At 34.5% G+C, this 25,006-nt stretch carries 20 protein-coding genes and 1 tRNA gene; 11 read left to right on the top strand and 10 right to left on the bottom strand.

Annotated features, from left to right (window positions below; translation table 11 throughout):
• Positions 1–16: 16 nt before the first annotated feature.
• A complete protein-coding gene (gene purL, locus DOS84_RS05480) occupies positions 17–3,676 on the bottom strand; it encodes a phosphoribosylformylglycinamidine synthase (protein ID WP_111409117.1) in 3,660 nt (1,219 codons plus the stop codon).
• A 620-nt stretch (positions 3,677–4,296) separates the two neighbouring features.
• On the opposite strand from purL, the gene DOS84_RS05475 reads away from it, so the two are divergent.
• Positions 4,297–6,387 (top strand): ATP-binding protein, encoded by a 2,091-nt coding sequence (locus DOS84_RS05475; protein WP_111409116.1) that lies wholly within the window; start codon positions 4,297–4,299, stop codon positions 6,385–6,387.
• Positions 6,388–6,424: 37 nt separating this feature from the next.
• On the opposite strand, the gene DOS84_RS05470 is transcribed toward DOS84_RS05475, so the two are convergent.
• Positions 6,425–7,936, bottom strand: a complete 1,512-nt coding sequence (locus DOS84_RS05470; RefSeq protein ID WP_111409115.1) for a hypothetical protein — start codon at positions 7,934–7,936, stop codon at positions 6,425–6,427.
• Between the two features lie 144 nt (positions 7,937–8,080).
• Here DOS84_RS05470 and DOS84_RS05465 point away from each other — a divergent pair, with 144 nt between their 5' ends.
• From DOS84_RS05465 to DOS84_RS05445, 5 genes are all read left to right on the top strand, one after another.
• The gene (locus tag DOS84_RS05465) at positions 8,081–8,509 is read left to right on the top strand and encodes a PaaI family thioesterase (RefSeq protein ID WP_111409114.1); all 429 of its coding nucleotides are present in this window, start codon (positions 8,081–8,083) and stop codon (positions 8,507–8,509) included.
• 2 nt (positions 8,510–8,511) lie between these two features.
• A complete protein-coding gene (locus DOS84_RS05460) occupies positions 8,512–9,588 on the top strand; it encodes an isochorismate synthase (RefSeq protein WP_111409113.1) in 1,077 nt (358 codons plus the stop codon).
• 80 nt (positions 9,589–9,668) lie between these two features.
• A complete protein-coding gene (gene bshB1, locus DOS84_RS05455; RefSeq protein WP_111409112.1) occupies positions 9,669–10,385 on the top strand; it encodes a bacillithiol biosynthesis deacetylase BshB1 in 717 nt (238 codons plus the stop codon).
• Positions 10,386–10,462: 77 nt separating this feature from the next.
• Positions 10,463–10,536 (top strand) — tRNA-His (locus DOS84_RS05450).
• A 139-nt stretch (positions 10,537–10,675) separates the two neighbouring features.
• Complete coding sequence (locus DOS84_RS05445) at positions 10,676–11,005, top strand: YegP family protein (protein ID WP_111409111.1); 330 nt, start codon at positions 10,676–10,678, stop codon at positions 11,003–11,005.
• Between the two features lie 68 nt (positions 11,006–11,073).
• Here the strand turns inward: DOS84_RS05445 and DOS84_RS05440 are convergent, their stop codons facing one another.
• From DOS84_RS05440 to DOS84_RS05420, 5 genes are all read right to left on the bottom strand, one after another.
• A complete protein-coding gene (locus DOS84_RS05440) occupies positions 11,074–12,186 on the bottom strand; it encodes a PAS domain-containing sensor histidine kinase (RefSeq protein ID WP_111409110.1) in 1,113 nt (370 codons plus the stop codon).
• A gap of 262 nt (positions 12,187–12,448) precedes the next feature.
• Positions 12,449–13,465 (bottom strand): M28 family metallopeptidase, encoded by a 1,017-nt coding sequence (locus tag DOS84_RS05435; RefSeq protein WP_111409109.1) that lies wholly within the window; start codon positions 13,463–13,465, stop codon positions 12,449–12,451.
• Between the two features lie 24 nt (positions 13,466–13,489).
• Positions 13,490–14,263: a dienelactone hydrolase family protein gene (locus DOS84_RS05430; protein WP_111409108.1), complete on the bottom strand. Its 774-nt coding sequence runs from the start codon at positions 14,261–14,263 to the stop codon at positions 13,490–13,492.
• Between the two features lie 107 nt (positions 14,264–14,370).
• Positions 14,371–16,572, bottom strand: coding sequence for a penicillin acylase family protein (locus DOS84_RS05425; protein ID WP_111409107.1), 2,202 nt, complete (start codon positions 16,570–16,572; stop codon positions 14,371–14,373).
• A gap of 235 nt (positions 16,573–16,807) precedes the next feature.
• The gene (locus DOS84_RS05420) at positions 16,808–17,260 is read right to left on the bottom strand and encodes an Lrp/AsnC family transcriptional regulator (RefSeq protein WP_111409106.1); all 453 of its coding nucleotides are present in this window, start codon (positions 17,258–17,260) and stop codon (positions 16,808–16,810) included.
• A 240-nt stretch (positions 17,261–17,500) separates the two neighbouring features.
• On the opposite strand from DOS84_RS05420, the gene rocD reads away from it, so the two are divergent.
• The 5 genes from rocD (at position 17,501) to DOS84_RS05395 (ending at position 22,402) form a co-directional block, all read left to right on the top strand.
• Positions 17,501–18,751 (top strand): ornithine--oxo-acid transaminase, encoded by a 1,251-nt coding sequence (gene rocD, locus DOS84_RS05415; RefSeq protein ID WP_111409105.1) that lies wholly within the window; start codon positions 17,501–17,503, stop codon positions 18,749–18,751.
• An 8-nt stretch (positions 18,752–18,759) separates the two neighbouring features.
• On the top strand, positions 18,760–19,722 hold the full coding sequence (locus tag DOS84_RS05410) for an arginase (RefSeq protein WP_111409104.1): 963 nt from the start codon (positions 18,760–18,762) through the stop codon (positions 19,720–19,722).
• A gap of 187 nt (positions 19,723–19,909) precedes the next feature.
• Complete coding sequence (gene cobA, locus DOS84_RS05405) at positions 19,910–20,722, top strand: uroporphyrinogen-III C-methyltransferase (RefSeq protein WP_111409103.1); 813 nt, start codon at positions 19,910–19,912, stop codon at positions 20,720–20,722.
• Positions 20,719–20,955: a MoaD/ThiS family protein gene (locus tag DOS84_RS05400; protein WP_111409102.1), complete on the top strand. Its 237-nt coding sequence runs from the start codon at positions 20,719–20,721 to the stop codon at positions 20,953–20,955. Before cobA ends, DOS84_RS05400 begins: the two co-directional genes overlap by 4 nt.
• A 142-nt stretch (positions 20,956–21,097) precedes the next feature.
• Positions 21,098–22,402: a M28 family metallopeptidase gene (locus DOS84_RS05395; RefSeq protein WP_111409101.1), complete on the top strand. Its 1,305-nt coding sequence runs from the start codon at positions 21,098–21,100 to the stop codon at positions 22,400–22,402.
• Between the two features lie 82 nt (positions 22,403–22,484).
• Here DOS84_RS05395 and DOS84_RS05390 read toward each other — a convergent pair whose 3' ends face one another.
• From DOS84_RS05390 to DOS84_RS05380, 3 genes are read right to left on the bottom strand one after another with little or no spacing between them, the layout of a single operon-like run.
• Positions 22,485–23,420 (bottom strand): polysaccharide deacetylase family protein, encoded by a 936-nt coding sequence (locus DOS84_RS05390; protein ID WP_207802024.1) that lies wholly within the window; start codon positions 23,418–23,420, stop codon positions 22,485–22,487.
• A 44-nt stretch (positions 23,421–23,464) separates the two neighbouring features.
• Positions 23,465–24,505, bottom strand: coding sequence for an MBL fold metallo-hydrolase (locus tag DOS84_RS05385; protein ID WP_111409100.1), 1,041 nt, complete (start codon positions 24,503–24,505; stop codon positions 23,465–23,467).
• Positions 24,506–24,545: 40 nt separating this feature from the next.
• Complete coding sequence (locus tag DOS84_RS05380) at positions 24,546–25,004, bottom strand: MarR family winged helix-turn-helix transcriptional regulator (RefSeq protein WP_111409099.1); 459 nt, start codon at positions 25,002–25,004, stop codon at positions 24,546–24,548.
• Between the last annotated feature and the right edge of the window lie 2 nt (positions 25,005–25,006).

Here is a 25,006-nt window from a genome sequence, read left to right as displayed (position 1 = left end):
ACTTTATTATTAAGTCTTATTTATTTGTATTGTCTATCCATTTTTTTGCATTTACAAAAGCTTCATGCCAAGGTGTAACCTCGTCATTTCTGTCTTTTGGATAATGTGCCCAGTTCCATTGGAAGGTTGAACGCTCAATATGTGGCATCATTACTAGGTGACGGCCTGTTGTATCACACATCATGGCTGTATTGAAAGCTGATCCATTTGGATTGGCAGGATATCCTTCGTAACCGTATTTTCCAACGATGTTGTAGTTCGCTTCAGGTTCTGGTAAATTGAATTTTCCTTCACCATGTGAAACCCAAACTCCAAGAGTACTTCCTGCCAAAGTCGATAACATTACCGATTTGTTTTCCTGGATTGTTACCGAAGTAAAAATACTTTCGTGTTTGTGGCTTTCGTTATGAAGCATTTTTCCGTGAACTTCATGCTCAGGATTTACCAGTTCTAATTCCATAAACAATTGACAGCCGTTACAGATACCAACCGATAAAGTGTCTTCTCTTTTGAAGAAGTTTTTTAATGCAGTGTTTGCTTTTTCATTGTATTTGAAAGCTCCGGCCCAACCTTTGGCAGAACCCAAAACATCTGAATTTGAGAATCCTCCAACAGCTCCGATGAATTGAATGTTTTCCAGCGTTTCACGTCCCGAAATCAAATCGGTCATGTGAACGTCTTTTACGTCAAAACCTGCCAAGTACATTGCATTCGCCATTTCACGCTCGGAATTACTTCCTTTTTCTCGGATAATTGCTGCTTTTGGTCTTGGTTTTGAAGCATCGATTACAGGTTTTTTTCCTGTAAAATGAGTTGGGAAAGTATAGTTTAATACTTGGTTTTTGTAATTGTCGAAACGTGCTTGGGCAGTTCCGTTTTTAGATTGTTTTTGGTCTAATAAGAATGAAGTCTTGAACCAAATGTCTCTGTATTTAGCAATATCCAATTTACATTGACCAAAGTCCAAAGTAGCTTCTGTTGTTGCGCTTCCTAATTTGAAGAAAGATACATTGTTGGTGCTCAATTTAGCTTCAACAACTTCGTCTGATTTGGCTTGGAAAACAATGGCTATGTTTTCGGCAAAAAGATATTTGATAATGTCTTTTTCTTCGAAAACAGAGAAATCAATTTTGGCTCCTAAATTCACATCAGCAAAACACATTTCCAATAAAGTAGTAATCAAACCGCCGCTTCCAATATCGTGTCCTGCCAAAATTTGATTGTCTAAAATCAATTCTTGAATAGTGTTGAAAGCATTTTTGAAGAAAGCAGCGTCTTTAATTGTCGGCGCTTCGTTTCCAATTTCATTCAGCGTTTGTGCCAAAGAAGAACCTCCTAGTTTGAAGTCGTCTTGGGACAAATTGATATAATAAATAGAACCACCGTTTTTTTGTAAAACAGGCTCCACTACTTTTCTAATATCGGTACAGTTTCCACCAGCCGAAATAATTACCGTTCCCGGAGCGATTACTTCGTCGTTTGGATATTTTTGTTTCATCGAAAGTGAATCTTTTCCAGTTGGAATGTTGATTCCCAATTCGATTGCAAAGTCAGAACAAGCTTCAACGGCAGCGTATAAACGAGCGTCTTCACCTTCGTTTTTACAAGCCCACATCCAGTTGGCTGACAATGAAATTCCTTTTAATCCGTCTTTAATTGGAGCCCAAACGATGTTTGATAAAGACTCCGCAATTGCTGTTCTTGTTCCTGCAACAGGGTCAATCAAAGAGGCAATAGGAGAGTGTCCGATTGAGGTTGCAACTCCTTCTTTTCCTTGATAATCCAAAGCCATAACACCACAATTGTTCAATGGCAATTGTAACGGTCCAGCACATTGTTGTTTGGCTACTTTTCCGCCAACGCAACGATCCACTTTGTTGGTCAACCAGTCTTTACAGGCAACCGCTTCTAGTTGTAAAACTTGCTCTAAGTAAGTCGCTATGTTTTTTACATTATATTCTAAACCACCATAATTGTAATCGATGGTTTTGTCTGTCATTATGGTTTTTGGAGAACTTCCAAAGAAATCTTCCAAAGCATAATCCATTGGTTTTAAACCAGTAGTTTTTGATTCAAAAGTAAAACGATGATCGGCAGTTACGTCACCTACTTGGTACATTGGAGAGCGTTCTCTGTCTGCAATTCTTTGTAGAATGTCGATGTCTTTTTTACCAATAACCAATCCCATTCTTTCCTGAGATTCGTTACCGATTATTTCTTTTGCAGAAAGCGTTGGGTCGCCCACAGGCAACTTGTCCAAATCGATCAAACCTCCTGTTTCTTCCACCAATTCAGAAAGACAGTTTAAGTGTCCTCCTGCACCGTGATCGTGAATAGAAACGATAGGATTAATATCGCTTTCCACTAGACCACGAATGGCATTGGCAGCACGTTTTTGCATTTCTGGGTTGGAACGTTGGATTGCGTTTAATTCAATTCCTGAACCAAAAGCTCCCGTATCTGCTGAGGAAACCGCAGCTCCACCCATTCCAATTCTATAATTTTCTCCACCAAGGATAACGATTTTGTCTCCTTCTTGTGGTTTATGTTTGATAGCTTGATCTAATTTTCCATAACCAATTCCTCCCGCTTGCATGATTACTTTATCGTAACCAATTTTGCGGTTGTTTTCTTCGTGTTCGAAAGTTAAAACCGAACCGGTAATAAGTGGTTGTCCAAATTTATTACCAAAATCAGAAGCTCCGTTTGAAGCTTTAATCAAGATGTCCATTGGAGTTTGATACAGCCATTTTCTTTCGGCTACGGCATCTTCCCATGGTCTGTTTTCTTCCAAACGGGAATAAGAAGTCATGTAAACCGCAGTTCCTGCCATTGGCAATGAACCTTGTCCTCCAGCCAAACGGTCACGAATTTCTCCTCCTGATCCTGTTGCAGCCCCGTTAAAAGGCTCTACAGTTGTTGGGAAATTGTGTGTTTCTGCTTTTAAAGAGATAACTGAATCAAATTCTTTTATTTCGTAGAAATCAGGTTTGTCGGCCGTTTTTGGAGCAAATTGCTGTACTCTTGGTCCTTTTACAAAAGCCACATTGTCTTTGTAAGCCGAAACAATATCGTTAGGGTTTTCCTGAGATGTTTTTTTGATTAATTTAAAAAGAGAAGTTTCTTTTTCTACTCCGTCAATAACAAAAGTTCCGTTAAAAATCTTGTGACGACAGTGCTCTGAATTGGCTTGAGAGAAAGCGAAAATCTCAGAATCTGTTAATTTTCTACCTAATTTAGTTGACAAATTATCCAAATATTCTACTTCTTCTTGGCTTAACGCCAAACCTTCTGTTTTGTTATAAGCAGCAATATCGTCAATATTCAAAATAGCTTCTGGCTGAATATGGATAGTGAAAATATCTTGATTCAACTCGCTATATTTTTGCGAAAGCATAGGGTCGAAATCATTGAAATCGGCTGCCACTTTGTAAAATTCTTCGATACGGATGATTCCGGTAATCCCCATGTTTTGGGTAATTTCCACCGCATTGGTACTCCAAGGGGTAATCATAGTGGCACGTGGTCCAACAAAAAAATCCGACAAAACGGATTTTTCTACTTTATTGGAATCGGCGAATAGCCAGTTGAGTTTTGAAATGTCTTGAGCCGAAATTTCGTTTTGCGTTTGTACTGCAAAAACAGTTTTGCTTTGGTTTTCAAAGAAATGGATCATTGTTGTGTAGTTTGTTGTATTTAACGGTGCAAATTTAGTCAATTAAGATTAAAATACGAATAAAAAAAAAGCGACAATTTAGTCGCTTTTTTTATCAATAATAGAGCTATTAATTAGTTGATTTTTATGTTTTTATTTGCACATTTTGAATCATCGTTTTTTTTATTAAATAAATTCCTTTTGAAATTTTAGTTATCGATACTAAAAATTGGTTAATGTTTTCTTTTTAAAAAGCGGATTACCCTACAAATGAAAATATTTTGACACTGTATGGTTTATTGGAGTTGTTAAAATGAACAATAAAATTGTGGTTGAAGAATTCAGGTATTGTAAAATTGAAATTGAAACCGATTTTTTTTTAATTCTCTGGGAATTATTCTGCTTCAAAGATTACTCCAAATGTCAGTTGTACAGGAATCGTATTTTATGTTATTGCTTTTTTTAGATGAATACTTGATGTCTTAAGTGTTTGAAACACATTTAAGTATTGTAACAAAATTGTTTGTAGATTTTATTTTTTTTAAAATTTATAAATAAATACTGAACAGTTTTTTACTATTTTTAGCGCCACCCTAAATGAACTTATGATGAATTTTGTGATCATTACTTAACCTCTTATCATGAATCTAAAAAAAATAGTAAATACATATTGGAGATTTTTAATTTTGTTGGGCATGACAATTTTATTTGCCCTACTTTTTTCTTACGTTCTTGATTTTTATTTAAATGATAATGTGGATAAGGTTTATGAAACCACTTTAAATAATTTTCAAAAAGAAACAGAAACTATTTTTCAACAAAATTCAAAAAATCTAACAGATTTAATCAGTATTATTTCTAATTCTGATGAATTGGTGGATGCAGTTAATACTGAAGATACAAAGTATTTCGATAGTAGGATGACTAAACTATTGGAATATAATAGAGTTTTTGTTGGAGGATATAATTTAGATAAGAAGCTGATTTTTTACGGAAAGAAGAGAATTAGAATAATTGATTTTGTTCCTGAAAAAAAGTTTTCAGAGCTTTATATCAACAAACATATTCGTTATTATGTCAAAAATGATGATGGTATCTTTGAAGTATTTGGTACAATTTTGAATGCTTCGAACGATCCAACAAAAGAGAAAGCACCTTTAGGTTATCTTTTTTTGGTTCGAATTTTAGATCAAGGATATGTTGATTATATTGGAAACTTAACACATTCCAAAACTCAATTGTTAACTGATGATACTAATGTGCCTGAAATCAGTTCTAAATTGATTAGAACCGAAATTAATTTAAAAGACAGTAATAGTAAAGTCATTGCTAAACTGATTTTTGACAGAGATTTTGATTTGAATTTTTCTTTGGGAATTAAAAATATTTTGATAGTGTTACTTTTATCAATAATTAGTGTTGTTTTTTTGGGGTATTTATTGAATAAATGGTTTTTTGATCCATTAAAAATAGTGACTTCTTTTCTTGAAATTGGTGATAAAAATGCAATCAATAAATTGAAAAAATATGGAGGTGAGTTTCGATATATCAGTAAACTTTTTCAAATTAATATCCGCCAAAAAGAACAGTTGATTTTATCAAGAAACATAGCTGAAGAAAATGGAGAACTTAAGTCTGCTTTTTTGGCTAATTTATCTCATGAGATAAGAACGCCAATGAATGCTATTGTTGGATTTAGTGATTTAATAAGAGGTCAGAATATAAGCGATGCAGAAAGAGATGAATATTTGACAATTATTAATAAAAGTGGTCATGATTTAGTTTCTATTATTGAGGATCTTATTGAAATGTCAAAAATTGATGCCAATCAAGTTGCACCAAAGATTTGTGAAGTTGACTTAGATAAATGTTTTAAAGAATTACAGGAATCTATAGCTATTACAATACCTAGAAATAAGAAAATAGAGTTGCATATCATTCCTAGTAAAAATCATCTGACTCAGCTGATATTGACAGATGAAATTAAATTAAAGCAAGTTATGCTAAATTTAATAGGAAACGCTATCAAATTTACGGACTTTGGGTCTGTTTCTTTTGGATATGAAATCGATGAATTAGAGAAAAATATTAAACTTACGGTTAAGGATTCTGGTAAAGGAATTCCTAAAGACGATTTGCAATATATTTTCGACCGTTTTCGAACAGTTGATTCAAATTCGACGTCTAAATCAAGTGGTTTGGGATTGGGCTTGGCTATTTCGAAAGCTTATGTCAAGCTTTTGGGAGGATCTGTAATAGTAGATTCTGTTGTTGGATTAGGGACCGTATTTATGGTGACACTGCCTTTTGAATATGCTGCCCCAAGATCAATAGTTTTGCTCGAAATTAAAAATACTGTATCTGTTAGTGTAGGGAATGAAATCATTTTGATTGCAGAAGATAATGATGTGAATTTTATATTATTAAAGAAGATTTTAACTGCTAGAAATTACACGATTCTTAGAGCAAAAAATGGACAGGAGGCTGTAGATATGTGTAAAGAAAATCAGAAAATTAATTTAGTTTTTATGGATATTGAAATGCCTGTAATGGATGGAATTAAAGCTTTTGAAAATATAAAAAATCTTAAACCGAATCTATCTATTGTCGCTCAAACTGCACATGCGTCAATAGAAGATGAAGAACGAATATTATCATTAGGTTTTGACAGCTATATCACTAAGCCTTTGAAAAAAGAAAAAATATTCGAATTGTTAGATGCTTTATTGTAAGTAATTCAAAAGTACTCAAGTAATTATGTAAATCTATTTATTTTGGAAAAGGTTTGCTTTGATAAGCACCTAAATCAGGTGGCAGTGTTCTGGTAATTCCTAATATGTCAAGTGGGATTAAATAAGTGGAATTCCCTTTTGCGAAAGCGGAAGAAGTATCGTCTATATTGAAATTATTGATATTGGGATTAAAGAATTTTGGATCTTTGTTGAGAATAATGGCATTGTAATGAACGGGATCAGTGTCGAATTGATAATCTGGATCTTTTGTGTTATTTGACTTAATTAAGCAATTATTGAATTGATATATGAAAGCGGCTCCAGATTTTTTATCCAAAAGCATTTCATTTGAATAGGAACCATAAATGATGCAATTGTTGAATGTTGCTCCTGTAAGGTCTTTGGTTCCTGGAGTGGCACCGTCGATAAAATTGCTAATATACACAGCCACTTGTTCCGGACTTGACCAGTCGTTGTTAAAAGTTGAGTGTGTGAACTTGTAATTTCCACCATAAGCGCAGGCTAAACTGGCCTGTCCTGTGTAATTAATAACGATATTTTCTCCTTCAATTAAAGCGTTTTTGGCTTGAATTCCATAATGGGTGCAATTGTAAATCTGGGTGTTTTTTATCGGCATGGTTGTCCCATCATTGCCTTCGATGAATAGTCCAACAGTCGCGTTTTTGAGTGTCAGATTTTGAATTGTATTCTTGGTGCTTCCGTTTTGCAACCAAATAGTTCCCCATTGTCCTGGAATATAGCCGAAATCCGGTTGTTGGCGATCACCACTGAAAATGACTTCGTTTTCTAGTTTATCAGTTGTGGATTTACTTCCGTTAATGTGTATCGAAGCGGTTTTGGGTACGATAAGACCGGAATCAGAATGAAAATATACTCTTGCTCCTGGTTCAAAAGTCACGGTTTCTGCTTCGGGAACTGCCGCATATCCGTAAATTACATAGGCTTTTTTGTTGGTGAAAAGAAGTTCGTTTCCGTGAATTGGGTCGTTTTTGTCCAGATAAAAACCACTTATTTTTTTATTTCCAATTGGGAGTGTTTCTGTGGTTCCGTCGGCATTGCGGTTGGGGTATAATAAAATGGCATCTTGCACCAAAGTAACTAATTCCACTTTTTGAAGATTTGCGCCACTATCAAATTCAATTTGGTCGGTATATAGAAATTCGGTTGGTGTAGTGTTATCGCTTTCGACGGTTGTTTCTATGAAAACATACAGGCTGTCTTTGGCTAATAATGTAACATTTTCGAACATTTTTCCTTGATTTCCCTGAGCACCATCAACAGTCATTCTGTATTTTGAGTTTGCTCCATTGGCAAATTTTATGAGCGGTATATTGATGTCATTTTTGGAATGATTGTATACTTTTAAGGCATACGTACTCGAACTCAAATTGGTGAAAACCGTATCCAAATAAACGGTGTCTTTTGAAAAAGTCAAATCACCGGTACTGGCGACGGTATCAAAATCACTGCGACAAGAGCAAAATAAAAGTATAATTCCAGTTAAAAATAGCAAGGTGATTCGACGCATTTTGTTTTATTTTTTGTAAAAATAGCAATAAATTAGATTTTTGAGTTTGTTAAGGGGGATAGAATTTTAGTTTCTTCGGCATTTCATTTATTTCTTTTTTGAATTATCAATTTAGCGTATTTTTACAATCTTTAAATTTAAGATATGTTAATAGATAAAGATAAAATGCTCGAATATTGCAATCAGTTTTCCAAAAACACTTTGATGGAAACACTAAATATCGAGTTTATAGATGCAGGAGAAGGTTTTCTTGTTGCCAAAATGCCTGTGAATTCATCAGTACACCAGCCTATGGGATTGTTGCATGGCGGAGCTTCAGTGGCTTTGGCAGAAAGTGTTGGAAGTGCCGCTTCGCATTTTTTTATTAATGATAAAAACCAAGAAGTACGTGGTATCGAAATTTCGGCGAATCATTTAAAGAGTATTCGCGAAGGCTTTGTTATTGGTACCGCACGTATTATCCATAAAGGGAGAAGTTTGCATCTTTGGGAAATTAAAATCACGGATGAAGCTGGAAATTTAGTTTCGCTTTGTAAATTGACGAATATGGTTTTGACGAAAGAGAAACAATAATTATGAACGATTTTTTTGAAAAAATGATACAGCAACAACAGCAAAGCTTGCCTTTTGTTTTGTATTGTAAGCCCAATTCGGACGCTATAATGGGAATGTTTCAGCAAAATGATAATTTGTATGATGTAGTTGATTTTACCGAAAAAGGTTTTGTTTTTTCTTCTTTCGATGGTCATAAAAATTATATTATTCCCGAAGAGTATTCCGAAATAAAGCATTTTGTATTTTCTAAAAAAGAAGTTTCTGAAAATGAAAATGAATTTGCTTCTCCCAACGAAATTGTTAAAACTAATTTTGAAAGATTAGTAGCCAAAGGAATAGTGGCAATTAAAGAGAATGAATTTCAGAAAGTAGTTTTGTCCCGAAAGGAAACTATTGATTTAGTTGATTTTGATTTGGTTACAACTTTTGAAAACTTAGTTCAATTATATCCTGCGACTTTTGTGTATTGTTTTTTTCATCCGAAAATTGGAATTTGGATGGGTGCAACGCCTGAGCAATTGTTAAAAGTGGAAGATAATATTTTTAAAACGATGGCTTTAGCTGGAACACAGAAAAATACTGGTTATGAGTTAGTTGTGTGGGCGGATAAGGAAAAACAAGAACAGCAATTTGTTACCGACTATATCGTTTCTGAGCTAAATAAAGTATCAAAATCAATTTTGGTTTCTGAGCCTTACAGCATAAAAGCGGGAAGTATTTGGCATATAAAAACGGATATTTCAGGACAATTAAATTCGGCTGAAAATTTGAAAGAAGTTGTTGGTTTGTTGCATCCGACGCCTGCAGTTTGTGGTTTGCCTAAATTGGAGTCCAAACAGTTTATTTTGGAAAATGAAAATTACGACAGGACTTTTTACACCGGTTATTTGGGAGAATTGAACAGCAGCTCCACATCAGATAAAGCCAGTTCTGATTTGTTTGTCAATTTGCGATGCATGGAAATTGAAATGGATCTAGATCTAAAAATGACAAAAGCTAATTTGTTTATGGGCTGCGGAATTACAAAAGACAGTATTCCCGAAAAAGAGTGGGAGGAAAGTATAAATAAGTCAATGACGATGAAGAGGGGTTTATAGATTGCAGATTTTAGAACTGAGATTGCAGAACAAAAAAATAGAATATAGATTTTCTCTTTTAATATAAAAATTAAACATTTATGAAATTAGATATACTGGCTTTTGGAGCACATCCCGATGATGTAGAATTAGGATGTTCCGGAACAATTTTAAAAGAAATTTCTTTGGGAAAAACGGTCGGAATTATAGACTTGACCCGAGGCGAATTAGGTACTCGTGGTTCAGCCGATATTAGGGATCAAGAAGCAAATGCCGCTGCAAAGATATTAGGGGTTTCTGTTCGTGAGAATTTGAATATGAGAGATGGTTTTTTTGTTAATGATGAAAAGCATCAATTGGAAATTATAAAAATGATCCGAAAGTACCAGCCTGAGATTGTATTGTGTAATGCAATAGAGGATAGACATATTGATCATGGAAAGGGAAGTAAACTGGTTTCGGATGCTTCTTTTTTATCTGGTTTGATGAAAATTGAAACGGCTCTTGATGGCGAAATCCAAAAACCATGGAGACCCAAAGTGGTTTATCATTATATACAATGGAAAAACATAGAGCCTGATTTTGTAGTCGATATTACTGGATTTACGGATAAGAAAATAGAATCTATTTTGGCTTACCGCTCCCAATTTTATGATCCCAATTCGAAAGAACCGGAGTCGCCAATATCGAGTAAAAACTTTCTGGAAAGCCTGAATTACCGTTCTAGGGATTTAGGGAGGCTAACCGGCGTTGAACATGCCGAAGGTTTTACAGTTGAAAGGTATTTGGCAGTCAATAGTTTAGGGGATTTGAAGTAAATTTGCTGAATTTTTTTTAATTTTTTGTTTGTAGAAGTAAACATTTGTTCTATATTTGCAACCGCTAAGCACAAATGGTGGTTGTAGCTCAGCTGGTTAGAGCATCGGTTTGTGGTGCCGAGGGTCGCCGGTTCGAACCCGGTCATCCACCCAAAAGGCAAAAGCCTCGAAGAAATTCGGGGCTTTTTTTGTGGAGTTAAGTTTCCTGGAAAAATAAATATTATTTTATTGATTTAAAATCAATTAGGTTTTATTAAATTGCTTATAATTAATCAATTCAATAAAAATCTATGGGAACATTTTTAGTTAGCAAAAGAAAGAATGATGATTTTCAGTTTGTTTTAAAGGCAGGAAATGGGCAAGTTGTTCTTGCAAGTGAAGGATATTCAACGAAAACGGCTTGTGAAAACGGAATTGAGTCTGTTAGGAAAAATTCTCAAATGGATGAAAGATTTGATAAATTGGAAGCCAATAGCGGAAAGTTTTATTTCAATCTTAAAGCGTCAAATGGTCAAATTATTGGTGGCAGTGAAATGTATGAATCGGCTGCAGCTCGTGATAATGGAATTGAATCCGTAAAGAAAAATGCTTCGGATGCCGATTTAAAAGAAGATTTGTAATCAATTATAATTATTAAAAAAAAAAAACTTCGAATTTTTTTGAAGTTTTTTTTGAATTAATTTTGATGTTATGATTTTGTTGGGGTTAAATCTTTTTTGAAGGAAATAGTAAATTTTGCGCCCTCATTTACTTTGCTGTCTACTTCAATTTTGCCTCCCAAACTGGTAATGTGATTGTTTATTAAATAAAGGCCGATCCCTTTGCTGTCAATATGGTTGTGAAATTTTTGGTGCAAGCCAAAAACTTTATCTTTTACAAGTTCCATATCGAAACCCACACCATTATCAGAAAAAATCAATTGATCAATTCCATTGATCTTTCTGGAATAAACAGAAATAATTGGTGAACTATCTGGTTTGGCATATTTAATGGAGTTGGTTATTAAATTTAGGAATATACTCTCTAAGTAAGCTTTGTTAAAATTAATCTTTTCGACTTCAGAAAAATCAACATGTATTTTAGCTTTTGAACTTTGGATTAATGAATTTATCGAAAGGATTACCGTATTTAAAGATTCATTTAGATTCAATTCTTCAACTTGAGTAATAACATTATCCTCATGAATTAAAATATCTACATAATCGTTTAAAGCCTGTTTTAAGCTTTCGCTTGTTGACTTTAGCAGTTCAATAAATTGCAGAGTTTCTGAATCTTCAATTTTTGAAACATCTAAAAGACTGAAAATAGAAAGCAGATTGTTTACAGGCGATCGTAAATCATGGGAACTGGTATAGCTTAATTTCTTAAGGTCTTTATTGATTTTTGTAATTTTTGAGAGAAGTAGATTTCGTTCCTCTTCCAATTTTTTGTTGTGTGTGATGTTTTTTGCAATGGCATAGACTAATTTTTCATTGGCTATTGGCATGGATGTCCAAGAGAGCCATACAATATCGCCACTTTTTGTTATGTATCGGTTTTCGAAATTTAACAAAGGCTTATTGTTGAGTAGTTCTTTGCGGACTTTTGCAGTGTATTCCTGATCTTCGGTATAAACAAACTCGTTTATAGGTTTTGATAATAGTTCTTCTTTAGTGTAGCCTAATAATTCAGTAACCGCTGGGTTTATTTTTTTGAAAAAACCATCAAATCCTGCTATGCACAATAAATCAGCTGATAGTTCGAAGAAATGTTTGAATATATAATTGTCTGAATCCAAAATTGAATTTGTTTTTTTTGCCATTATCTATTGCTACAATTGTTAGTGCTTCTGTTTTTTGTACTCAAAAACTGAAAGATTTTCAACGAAATTTAGCAGTTATTATTAGTTTTTTAGCAGCTACTATATTCGAGTGGGCTAAAATACATAACCTGCGATAGAACTCCAAATTAATTGGTTTTGTTTTGATTAAGTGTGATCTGTTTAAAAAAAAAGGACTAAATAAGGAAAAAGGAACTTCAAATTTCTTCGAAGCCCCTTTTTTTCGTTAGATATATTTATTTACTTATTGAATTGCTTTGTCAACTATAATTCTCTCAGATCTGTTTGCTAAATCCCAGGCAATAACAAAAGCAAGTTGTGCTCTTTTTGCCAAAGCATCATATTCGATTTTATCAGGCTCATCTGATTTTTGATGATAGTCAGCATGCACTCCATTGAAAAGGAAAACAGCCGGAATTCCGTTTTTGGCAAAATTATAATGGTCAGAACGCTCGTAGAAATGATTTGGATCTTTTGGATCGTTGAATTTAAAATCCAAGTCTAAATGTGTGTATTTGTTGTTTTGTGCAACTGTAATGTTGTGCAAATCGCTTGATAATCTATCGGCACCAATTACATATACATAATTGTTGGTGTCGGCATGTTCTACATCGCGGCGGCCTATCATGTCAATATTGATATCGGCTACAGTATTGGCTATAGGAAACAATGGATTTTCAGAGTAGAAACGTGATCCGTGCAAACCGTGTTCTTCGCCAGTTACGTGAAGAAACAGTATAGAACGTTTTGGGCCGTGTCCTTCCTTTTTTGCTTTTTGAAAAGCTTCTGCAATTTGAAGAACAGCAACTGTACCTGAACCATCATCATCGGCACCATTATATACTTCACCGTTTTTTACACCAACGTGGTCATAATGTGCCGAAATTATCAAAACCTCTTCTGGTTTTTCAGAACCTTCAATGTAGGCCCAGATGTTCTCTGAGTCAGGTAAGTTTTCATTTCGTTTGGCATTCAAGTAAGCAGCCGGTACTGGCTGGTAATAGTTCGTAGCTCCTTTTGGAGAGGATATTTTACTTTTTTTGTATTGGCTGATGAGATAATTTCCAGCTTTTTTTTGTCCTTTGGAGCCTGTATCACGACCTTCCATTTCATCAGAAGCGACAATATAAAGTCTGGTTTTTAGCTTATCGGCTGTTATGGTGTTCATGAACTTGGTCGGGTCATCGTTGTTGACAGCTTTTTTTTGGGCAAAACTGGAAATAGTTGTGATAAACAACAAGAGAACTAGGGCTTTTTTCATTTAGAGATCGGGTTAATTAAGTTATTATTTTTTTAATACTTCGTTTAAGAATAGTTTGAAATGCTCGAAAGAGCGTTTAGCCGCTTTTTCATTATAGGCTGCACCTTTTGAATTATCATTTCCAGATTCTGGATTGGTGAAGGAATGAACAGCATCAGAATAGTAGATCATTTGCCAATCGGCTTTTGCGTCTTTCATTTCTTTTTGGAAAGCTAAGATTTCTTCGGTTGATTCATATGGATCATCAGCTCCATGGCATACCAAAACTTTTGCGGTAATAGGCTCAGTAGGTCTTAAATCATCTTTGCCTAGACCTCCATGAAAAGAAACGACTCCTTTTACGTTCAGATGACCACGGGCTGCTTCAAGTGCGCCAGTTCCACCAAAACAATATCCAATAACGACAATGTTATCCGGATTTGCTCCAGCTGCAATTAATTGTTGTAAAGCTAAAGAAATGCGTTTTTGATAAGCTTCAAAATTCTTTTTGTAAAATCCTGCATTATTTCCGGCTTCGTTGTTGTCTTTTGGGTAATTCCCTTCTCCGTAAATATCGGCTATAAAGGCATAATATCCCATTTTCGATAGTTTGTCGGCAGTATCTTTGGAGAGATTGTCAATACCCTTCCAGGCAGGCAAAATTAAGATACCCGGTTTTTGGGTACTACTCTTTACAGGTGCAATTTTAAAACCATTAAGAATTTGGCTACCATCTTTGTATTGTACTGGTTTTAATTGCGCAAATACTTGACCACCAAACAATACCATTCCTAAAATTATAAAATTTAAATTTTTCATGGCTTTATTTTTTTTACAAATATCTGAATAATAATGTTATAAAAAAACCTCAAAAGTTACTTCTTTCAAGGTTTTGTTTGGATTATAAAATTGATTTTTTTTATTGATTATTCTCCTGGATGATAAGTGCGCTCGGCATTTTTTTCGATGTCTTCTTTGTAGAATAAAACATCTTTGAATTGGCCTTTTTGGTACATTATGGCTTGATCCATAAAGTGTTTTGATTTTAGATCACCGCTATTTCCTCCTGCCAAAAGTGATTTGGCTTTTATTTTTGGTCCAAATTCAACTGCACAAACAAAACTGTTTCCACTGTAGCCATATCTTTTTTTAGTTCCAATTTGATAGCTACTTTTATAAGCGGGTAAGCATCCCCAAATAGCGGCACTATTTCCTATTGGTAAACTTTCAAATGCATCATTATAGCTCAGATTGATGTCGCCCGAAAAGCGTTGAAATCTGTTGAGATCTCCCCATGGGATTTTCCAAGTGCCAAATTTTGTTTTTAGCTCGGATACTACACTTTGTAATTGAGGGATAAGTTGCTCTGAAGTAGCTGTTTTTGCAAATTGGATGGTATTTTCAACTTGATCCATTTTACCTTGGTCGATATATGATTTTTGAATAATAGGATTCAATTTATATCCCCATTCATTTGCTAAAGTTGTGGCCACAGAATTTTCATTGGCATAATAGTCCCATTTTTTTAGTACCGTAATGGGTTCTATTAATTCATTATAAAGAGGATTTTCGGCCTGTATGTTTTTTTCAAAATTAGAAACCAAGGCAGGAATTAATATTTCAAATATGGAAAGTTTTGTGTCATACCCATCAGCAATTACTTTGTCTAATGTGTAATTAGTGCCTTTGCTTAATAGACGAACTGCATTTAGTGCTCTAAAATTCTCCCCATCGGGAGCCATGTAAGGCAAATAATTTTCTTTTTTTGGGCTATTAATTCCGGCAACACTGTAAGGAGTCGAATTGCAGTTTTGCAGCCAACCATTTTGTGGATTGAAGAGATGCACCGTTTCGGATGGATTGTGCAAGCCTTTCCATTGGGTTGTCGAAGTAGTTCCGTCTACAACTTTTGCCCAGTTTAAGTTTTTATCACGAATAGGAATAAAATTACCGTGCCAATAGGCAATATTTCCTTTATTGTCTGCATAAACTGTGTTATTGGAAGTGTTCGCTTTCAATTCCATTACTTTTTTATAGTCATCAAAGTTTTTGGATTTTATTCGCAACCAACTTTGTTCCAAACTTTTCATCGAGCGATTATTGGATTTTAGGCTGATCCATTTATCATCCCTTTTGGCCATAACTGGGCCATTATGGGTAAAATAGGTTTTGAACGTTTTTGGAATTAATTTGCCGTTTTCTAAATAACTGATTGTGATGTTTTTTTCGATAACAGGGAATAATTTGTGGTCGTATTCGTAAAACAGTTTTTTGTTTTTGGTAACTATTTTTTCAGAGTACAAGTCTGCCACATCCACATTGGAAGAAGTATGCATCCAACCGCAGTTTTCATTGAACCCTTGATAGATGAAAAATTGTCCCCAAGTTACCGCTCCATAGGCATTCAAGCCTTCTTCGCTGTTTATCTGTATTTCTGGTCTAAAGTAAAAAGTGGTATGTGGATTGATATATAAAATGGCATTTCCACTGGCTGTTTTTGAGGGAGCGATTGCAAAACCATTCGAACCCGTTTGCATATCCTTTATTTTTTCTGTGTAGGTGAATTTGTCGTCACTTCCGTAAAAGGATTTTAGTTCGGCATCAGATAAATCGGCCGTGTTTATCGCACCAATACTGCCATCCGTCCATAACAAAGGAAACCAAGGTTCAAAATGGGTAATTATTAACGGCTTAACTTCTGGGTGGTTGTGTAAATAAAAGTTGATGCCGTCTGCGTAGCTATTTAATAATTTCTTTAGCCAAGGAGCTGCATTTTTGTAATCGGTTCTGGCTTCATTCTCATCTATCAATAAACGAGTTTCCAAATCATTGTACAAAGCGGCTTTTCCTTTTATTTCGGCCAGGCGTCCCAGTTTGTCTATATAATTGTATTCGACTCTCTTGAAGTCGTCTTCGCATTGTGCATACAGCATTCCAAAAACAGCATCGGCATCCGTTTTTCCGTAAACATGTGCAATTCCCCAGTTATCTCTGATTATAGTGACTTGTTGAGCCAATTTTTGAAGCCGATTGATTTCTTTACTATCTAGCTTTTGGGCTGTAGAGGCATTGTTGAAGCTAAATACGATTAACCAGAATATGGTAATTATGTATTTGAAGTTTTGCATATTTTTAAGTTTAAAACTTGAAAATGAACGCTATATTCTAAGATAAACAGTATTTATTTTAATCATATGAGTGATCTAAGTCTTTTTTAAAAAGCCTGTCAAGTTGATAAAAAGTGCAGATAAGTTAAACATTTTTTTTGAAGTTATGTAGTTAATCTTAAATGAACTTTTGACTTTGCTTAACTTTTTTTAAATATTAACTTATATGACTTATATGTTTTAATTCATAGGCTATTTACAAACTTACGTTTCGTTTAAAAGCGCAGCCCAATTCGATTAATGAATCGGTTTTTGCAATTCCGGGTATGTTGTCAATTTGTTCGTAAAGCAGTTTTCTCATATGCTCATGATCTTTGGCGATCATTTTTATGTAAAGGGTATATGAACCTGTTATAAAATAGCACTCAGTGATTTCCGGTATTTTTTTTAATTCATCTATAACTCTTGCTGAGTCATGGTCTTTTTTTAATGTAATTCCTGTGAAAGCTCCCCAATCGTAGCCTATTTTTTTTTCGTCTAAAGTTGGCTTGATTCCAGTTATGATTCCGTTTTCCAATAAACGGTTTATACGTTGGTGTACCATCGTATTTGATATTTTTAAATTGGTTGCAATTGCCGAAAAGGCCATTCTTCCATCCTTTTCTAATTCTTTTATAATATTGATGTCAAATTCATCTAATATATCCATTTTTATGTTTTTTTAAAGTTAAAATCACTTTTTTTAGGGTTATAAAAGTAATTATTTTTTTATTTATATTTTTTGATGAAAACCTGCTTAAATGTTAAATTAAAAATATGACTTAATTTTTGTTCAAATAAAATAATTATTCATTTAAAATGTTAGATTTAAGTCAAAAATAAGTTTTTTTTACTCATAAATAAAAATTTTAATTACTTTTGTTTTTGAAATTTAAAAAAATAAAGAATCATGACACATACAACGCAAGAACTTTCTTCTAAATCGGAAGTTTTAATAGAAAAAGAAAATAAATTTGGAGCTCATAATTACCACCCGCTACCGGTTGTTTTAGAGAAAGGTGAGGGTGTTTACGTATGGGATGTTGACGGTAAAAAATATTTTGATTTCTTATCAGCTTATTCAGCGGTGAACCAAGGACATTGTCATCCAAAAATTGTTGGAGCAATGATGGAACAAGCGCAGCGATTGACATTAACTTCACGTGCATTTTATAACGATCAATTAGGTGTTTATGAGGAGTATATAACCAATTATTTTGGTTTCGATAAAGTATTGCCTATGAATACCGGTGCAGAAGCTGTAGAAACGGCTTTGAAATTGTGCAGAAAATGGGCTTATGAAGTAAAAGGGATTTCTGAAAATCAAGCACAGATTATTGTATGTGAGAATAATTTTCACGGAAGAACAACTACAATTATTTCTTTTTCAAATGATGAAGGAGCCCGAAAAAGTTTTGGTCCTTTCACTGAAGGATTTATAAAAATTCCTTACGATGATACTGAGGCCTTGGAAAACGTTTTGAAATCATCAAAAAACATAGCTGGATTTTTGGTTGAGCCTATTCAGGGTGAAGCCGGAGTTTATGTTCCTAGTGAAGGTTATTTGGCGAAAGCCAAAGCACTTTGTGAAGCACATAATGTTTTATTTATAGCCGATGAGGTACAAACCGGAATTGCCAGAACAGGTAGATTATTGGCAGTGCATCATGAAAATGTACAACCTGATATCTTGATTTTGGGGAAAGCTATTTCGGGAGGAGTTTATCCAGTATCGGCAGTTTTGGCGAATAATGGAATCATGAATGTTATCAAACCAGGTCAGCACGGATCTACTTTTGGTGGAAATCCTATTGCGGCTGCAGTTGCCATTGCTGCTCTTGAGGTTGTTCGTGAAGAAAATTTATCTGAAAATGCAGAAAAATTAGGAATCATTTTGAGAAAAGGTCTTAATGAAATTGCAGAAAGAAACCCTTTAATCGAATTGGTTCGTGGAAAAGGATTATTGAATGCCATTGTGATTAACAGTGGAGAAGATTCAGATTTGGCTTGGGATATCTGCCTTCGTTTTAGAGATTACGGATTGTTGGCAAAACCTACTCATGGCAATAAAATTCGTTTCGCACCACCATTAGTAATAACTGAAGCTCAAATTCAAGAATGTCTTGTCATTATTGAAAAAGCGTTAAATGATTTTAAATAATCCCTGGAATGAATAAGGTTATTAAGATTATCAAAAACCGATCGGATATTGGGGCAGGAACCCGTGGATCTGATATGGGGATTGATGCAATAGAGATCGCGGCAATAAATAAGAACAGTGATTATTTTAATGAATATGAATTTGAAGATGTAAAAACTCATAACGAATCCATTTATGATAAATACCGCAGTTCTGTTGCCAAAAGGATTGAACATGTTGTAGAACAATGTACTCGGGTTAATAATGCGGTAAAAAATAGCTTGACCAATAATTATTTCCCTATAGTTTTATCAGGAGATCATTCTTCGGCTTTGGGAACTATTAGCGGTATAAAAGCTGCTTATCCTGCGCAAACAGTTGGCGTTATATGGATAGATGCGCATGCAGATCTGCATTCACCGTACACAACACCATCTGGGAATATTCATGGAATGCCATTGGCAGCAGCACTTGGTGACGATAATTTAGATTGTCAGGTCAATGACGTTGCTAAGGATACGCAAGAACATTGGGACGAAATGAAAAATATAGGTATTGACGGCCCAAAAGTATTGGCTGAAAATTTAATCTATTTTGGTGTTCGCGATACAGAAGAAGCTGAGGATAAACAAATAGAGAAACTGCATATTCGAAACTATAGAGTCGATGAGGTTCGCTATCGGGGATTAGAAACTTGTGTTGAAGAAGCTTTGGTTAAATTAGCACACTGTGACGTATTGTATATTTCATTTGATGTTGATTCCATGGATTGTGATTTAATTTCGTTTGGGACAGGAACTCCTGTTTCAAGAGGATTTGATCAATATGAGATTATTGACATTATCAATCAAATTATTCAATCGAAGAAAGTAGTTTGTATTGAGGTTGTTGAGGTAAATCCGCTTTTGGATACCAAAGGAAACAAAATGGCAGAAACTGCTTTTCAGGTTCTGGAAGCCATAACGGCAACACTCATTTTGCCTATTGAATAATAATTAGTTTAAGAATAAGAATTTGCCCAAAATCTCAAGTTTTGGGCTTTTTTTTGTCTAATAGTTAAAAGTGATTTTTTTTCAGAAAATAAAAAGTAAATTTTGTTTTGTCAATTTTTTAAATACTTACATTTGTATAAGTATTAATACTTAGTTGTTCAAAAATAACACATTTATACCTTAGATCATGATACAAACAAATAAGCCAAAGTTAACAATTGTAGGGGCTGGACCAGGAGATGTTGAATTGATTACTCTTAAAGCGATAAAAGCATTAGAAGAAGCTGATGTTGTTTTGTATGATGCCTTGGTCAATGAAGAGTTATTGCAGTATGCCAAACATGCTGAAATTATATTCGTTGGAAAACGTTTTGGATGTCATGCGTACAGCCAAGATCAAATTAACGATCTGATTGTGTCAATGGCCAAAAAGTATGGTCATGTTGTTCGCTTGAAAGGGGGAGATCCTTTTGTTTTTGGAAGAGGAAGCGAAGAAATAGATTTTGCAAATCAATTTGGAATTGAAACTGCAATTGTTCCTGGGATATCATCTGCATTGGGTGTCCCGGCTTCCAACGGAATTAGTTTGACACAAAGAAAGGTAGCTGAAAGTTTTTGGGTAATTACCGGAACAACTTCGGATCATAAATTGTCTAAAGATGTTGATTTGGCTTCACAATCTTCGGCCACTGTTGTTATATTAATGGGAATGAATAAACTGGACGAGATTGTCTCTTTGTACCAAAACAATAGGACAGATGATTTACCTATTGCAATTATCCAAAACGGAACCCAAAAATCTCAAAAGAAAGTTATTGGAACCATCAGTAACATTGGAACCTTAGTCAAAAAGAATGAAATTACTTCACCAGCAATTATTGTAATAGGCGAAGTGGTTAAAAATGCTTCGGCCCTAACTTCGTATATGAAAGCAGAAATGTTTTCGGATGCATTTTTGGAAGAAGAATTTATTTTGCAAAATTTAAATGTTTTTGAATGATTGTAATTAAATATTTTGGAGCTCTGGTTGAACGGACCAGATGCCGTGGTGAAAAAATGGATTTTTCGGATTTGCCATTAAGTAAACTATTGTCCGAATTGGAAATAAAATACCAACTGGGACAATTTCCATTTAGTGTGGCCGTAAATCAAAAAATAATTGATAAAGTCAGCAACCTGATTTTGAAAAATAATGATGTTGTGGCGTTGTTGCCTCCTTTTGCAGGAGGGTAATTGTCGTTTTCCGTTTAATACAATCTTTAAAAAATAAGTTTTCCATATTACTTTACTGGGTAAAACTCATGCGTCATTTCTTTTTTTTACAAATAAATAGCCTATTTTTGGCTGTACTAATCTGTATTTGTAAAAGTAAAATATGAAAAAAATTATCGTAAGCGCATTTGTTTTAAGCGTATGTTTCAGTGCAACTGGACAGTCGATTGATAAAATCATTACCTCCAAAGAAGTTACCCGAATTGAAAAAATACTTGCTGCCGATGACATGCAGGGGAGAAGAGCCTTTACTCCTGGGATTGATAAAGCTTCGGCTTTTATAGAATCTGAATTTAAAAAAGCCGGATTGCAAACCTTTATGGGAGCAGCCAATTTTAGACAAGAGTTTGCTATGATGGAGTCTAAAGCAACTGCATCCAAAATAATCATTGACGGAAAAGAAATCGATAATTCGAAAGTTGTTACATTTTCATACCAACCCAAAGTTTCTTTAACGGAGAAAAGTGACATAGCCGTTGTTAAAATCAACAAAGGAGATAATCTAGGTCAAAAATTTAATGAGTATTATAACGGAACCAAAAGTTATTTGGTGCTGGTTGACGATTCTTTCAGTAAGGTGTTACCAAATATTCAGCATATTGAGAGAATTAAAGCAAATCCGGAAAATAATACGGTTCTATTTGTTTTTGGAGTTCCAGAGGCTACTACTTTTTCAATTGAGCTTAGCAATGAGATCTCCAAAAAAGCACTGAATAATGTGGTTGGAGTTTTACCGGGGAAAAGTAAACCAGATGAGTATGTTATTTTTTCGGGACATTATGATCATCTTGGTGTAGGTTCTCCAGAAGAAGGAGCGCCCCATACAGGAACCGATTCTATTTATAACGGGGCAAATGATGATGCAGCTGGAAGTACAGCCGTTATTATGCTAGCCAATTATTTTAAAAAGCAGAATAACAACGAGCGAACCATCATTTTTACCACATTTGTGGCTGAAGAATTAGGAGGTTTTGGAGCCAAATATTTTTCGAAACAACTTCCTGCCGATAAGGTGATAGCTATGTTCAATTTGGAGATGATTGGAACCGAATCGAAATGGGGAAAGAACTCCGCTTATATTACCGGGTTTGAAAAATCGAATATGGGAGAAATTTTGCAAAGAAACCTAGCAGTTACTGCTTTCAAATTTTATCCAGATCCTTATCCTGAGCAACAATTGTTTTATCGTTCAGATAATGCTACTTTGGCTAAATTGGGAGTTCCCGCACATACTATTTCGACTTCAAAAATGGATAGTGAACCAAATTACCATACTGCCGACGATGAAATAGAAACATTGGACATTCCTAATATGACCGAAATTATTAAAGCAATTGCAATAAGTTCGTCATCAATTATTAGTGGAAAAGATACTCCAACAAGAGTCGATAGTTCTCAGTTGAAATAAATATAATATTGATTATAAAATGTGAAAGGCCCCGAATTTGTTTAGATTCGGGGCTTTCGTTTTTTAAATTACTATCTTTCTATTATTCGTTTGATAAAACGATTGTCTTTCCTGGTAAAACGGAATAGGTTTTTCCGTCTTTCTTAAAAAAGACTGTCCATGAACTTGGATTCATAACTATGTTTTTGTTTACAGAAAATTTCAGATTGTTAAAAGCATTGATGTAGTCGACAACATCAATTTGCTTTGCGTAATAAATACCGGGATTATTGGAAACCATTTTGAAGAATTTCTCCGTTTCATTCCATTTGTTTTCATCACTTCCAATTTCATAACTGTGTCCCCAAACATCCATTAACGCTAAATTTTTGGTTTGAAGAAATTCATTTATGGTTTGATAGAAATGTTCTAATTCTCGTCGGTCATTTTCTGGATTATTGGTTTCTGTATATGCTTTTCCAAATTGGTGCATAGTTGCTCTCCATTGCAGAAAATCTTTGGGTATGTCAAAGTTATATGAATCGTAAACCGTTCTGGCGTACTCAATGCCCAATCCCTTGATAGTCTCAACTAAGAAGTCATTATAATTGCCAAATGGATAAGCCATTCCTCTAACGGGATAGTTGACCAATCGTTCCAATTCTTTTCTGTCTTCGGCAATTTCATAAACGATATCAATTTTAGACAAAACGGTTAAATTAGGATGATTGGCTGAATGAACCGAAACTTCATGACCTGCAAAGAGCTCTTTTATCTCAGCTTTATTCAGGTAATTAGTTAGTCCCAATTTATTTGAATTGAGATGAAAAGTTCCTATTAGTCTATATTTGTTCATTAATTTAACCAATCGTCTGTCTTCAGAACGTCCATCATCGTAGCTCAAAATTAATGCTTTGGATTTTCCTTCCGGAAAAAGCATTTCTATTGGAACTCCGATTTTGGTAATTTCAGGATTGACTTGAGCGTGTGCTGAGTTGAGGAAGACAATTAGAATAATGGATAATAAAGATGTTTTCATTCGTGTGATGTGTTATATTTTTTATTTAGAATTTGTTCTCCAGTTTAGATTTGGTTTATCCACCAGGCATCTGTTGCCGAATGATTAGAACCGAATAATTCCCCCATTTGTGGTAAACAATACTTAAGGTTTTTACTGGTAGCTTCTTGGATAAAACGTTCTACCGGTTCACTCCAAGTATGTTGGGCCAAAGCAAAACCAGCCCAGTGCACCGGCATCATGTTTTTTACATTGGCATCTATGGAGGCTTGTATGCTTTCTTCAGGATACATGTGAATTTTATGCCAGTTTTCATTGTACTGACCGCATTCCATAAATGCTAAATCAAATGGACCTAGGCGTGTACCTATTTCTTTGAAATGCACACCATAACCACTATCGCCGCTGAACCAAATGTTTTCTGTAGTAGTTTTTAATGCCCAGCCCCCCCAAAGTGATTTGGCTCTGTCTGCCAATCCTCTGCCCGAAAAATGTCGGGTAGGAGTGAAGGTGATTTGGATTCTGTCAAATGGAATTTCGTCCCACCAATCGAATTCCGTAATTGTGTTTTCGGGAATTCCCCAAGAAACCAAATGTCTTTTGACTCCCAACGCTACATAAAATTGTTTGGTTTTGCGTTTGAGCTTTTGAATACTGTCATAATCCAAATGATCATAATGATCGTGAGAAATTAAGACTAAATCTATTTCTGGAAATTCATCTATGAGGTCTAATGTGTTTTTGCTAAATCTTTGAATAGCGAATGGGGCAATAGGCGCTGCATTTGAACCCAACATTGGGTCTATTAGAATTGTTTTATTGTCCAATCGCATCAATATCGCCGAATGTCCGTACCAAATGCTTCGCATGGATTGATAAGATTTGATAAAAAGTTCTTTATCAAATGGAATTATTGATAAGGGTTTCTGAGGTTCTCTAGCTTCTTTTTTGCAAAATTGTTTGTATAACAATTTTGGTAAGGTTTGAATGCTGATATTCATTTTGGTTACTTCTAAATTTTCGAAAATTTTTCCATTCCAATACTTAGATTTTGAATATTTTTCAATGTCGGATTTTTTCGCTTTTGCACCAAATTGTTTTCTCATCTTATTTAAATTGACTCATTATTATATTATCCCTCCCTTTTTATTGCTGTCCAAGTAAAGTTATTAAGTTTTTGTTCAATTCGGTTGTTTTGTTACCGAGTATTGAGAAAAATTCAGTGTCAAATTTTTCAACGGTTATTACGGCTTTTTTGATGATTTCTTTACCTTCTTCTGTCAGTCCAACAGTTTTTGCCCTTGTATCTGTTAGATGTTCCTGTCTTTGAATAAAACCTTTTTGCTGTAAAGTTCTCAAAACAGTTGAGGTTGTCATTGGGTCAATTTTGGTGTGGTTGGATAGCACTATTTGTGTTACTTCCTGCTGATGAACTGATAGCCAATGAATGCTGGCCAACAATACAAATTGTGAATGTGTCAGCCCGTAAGGTTCCAATGCTTTTTTTATTTGTCTCTGCCAAAGGTTGGTAACTTGCCATAATAAAAAGCCTGAACTTTCTTCTGGTTTTTCTACGCTAAAAGTATTGTCTATGGATTTACTCATTT

This window comes from Flavobacterium aquariorum (assembly GCF_003254745.1).
Lineage (GTDB): Bacteria > Bacteroidota > Bacteroidia > Flavobacteriales > Flavobacteriaceae > Flavobacterium > Flavobacterium aquariorum.
This window is presented reverse-complemented; position numbering and strand designations above follow the sequence as displayed.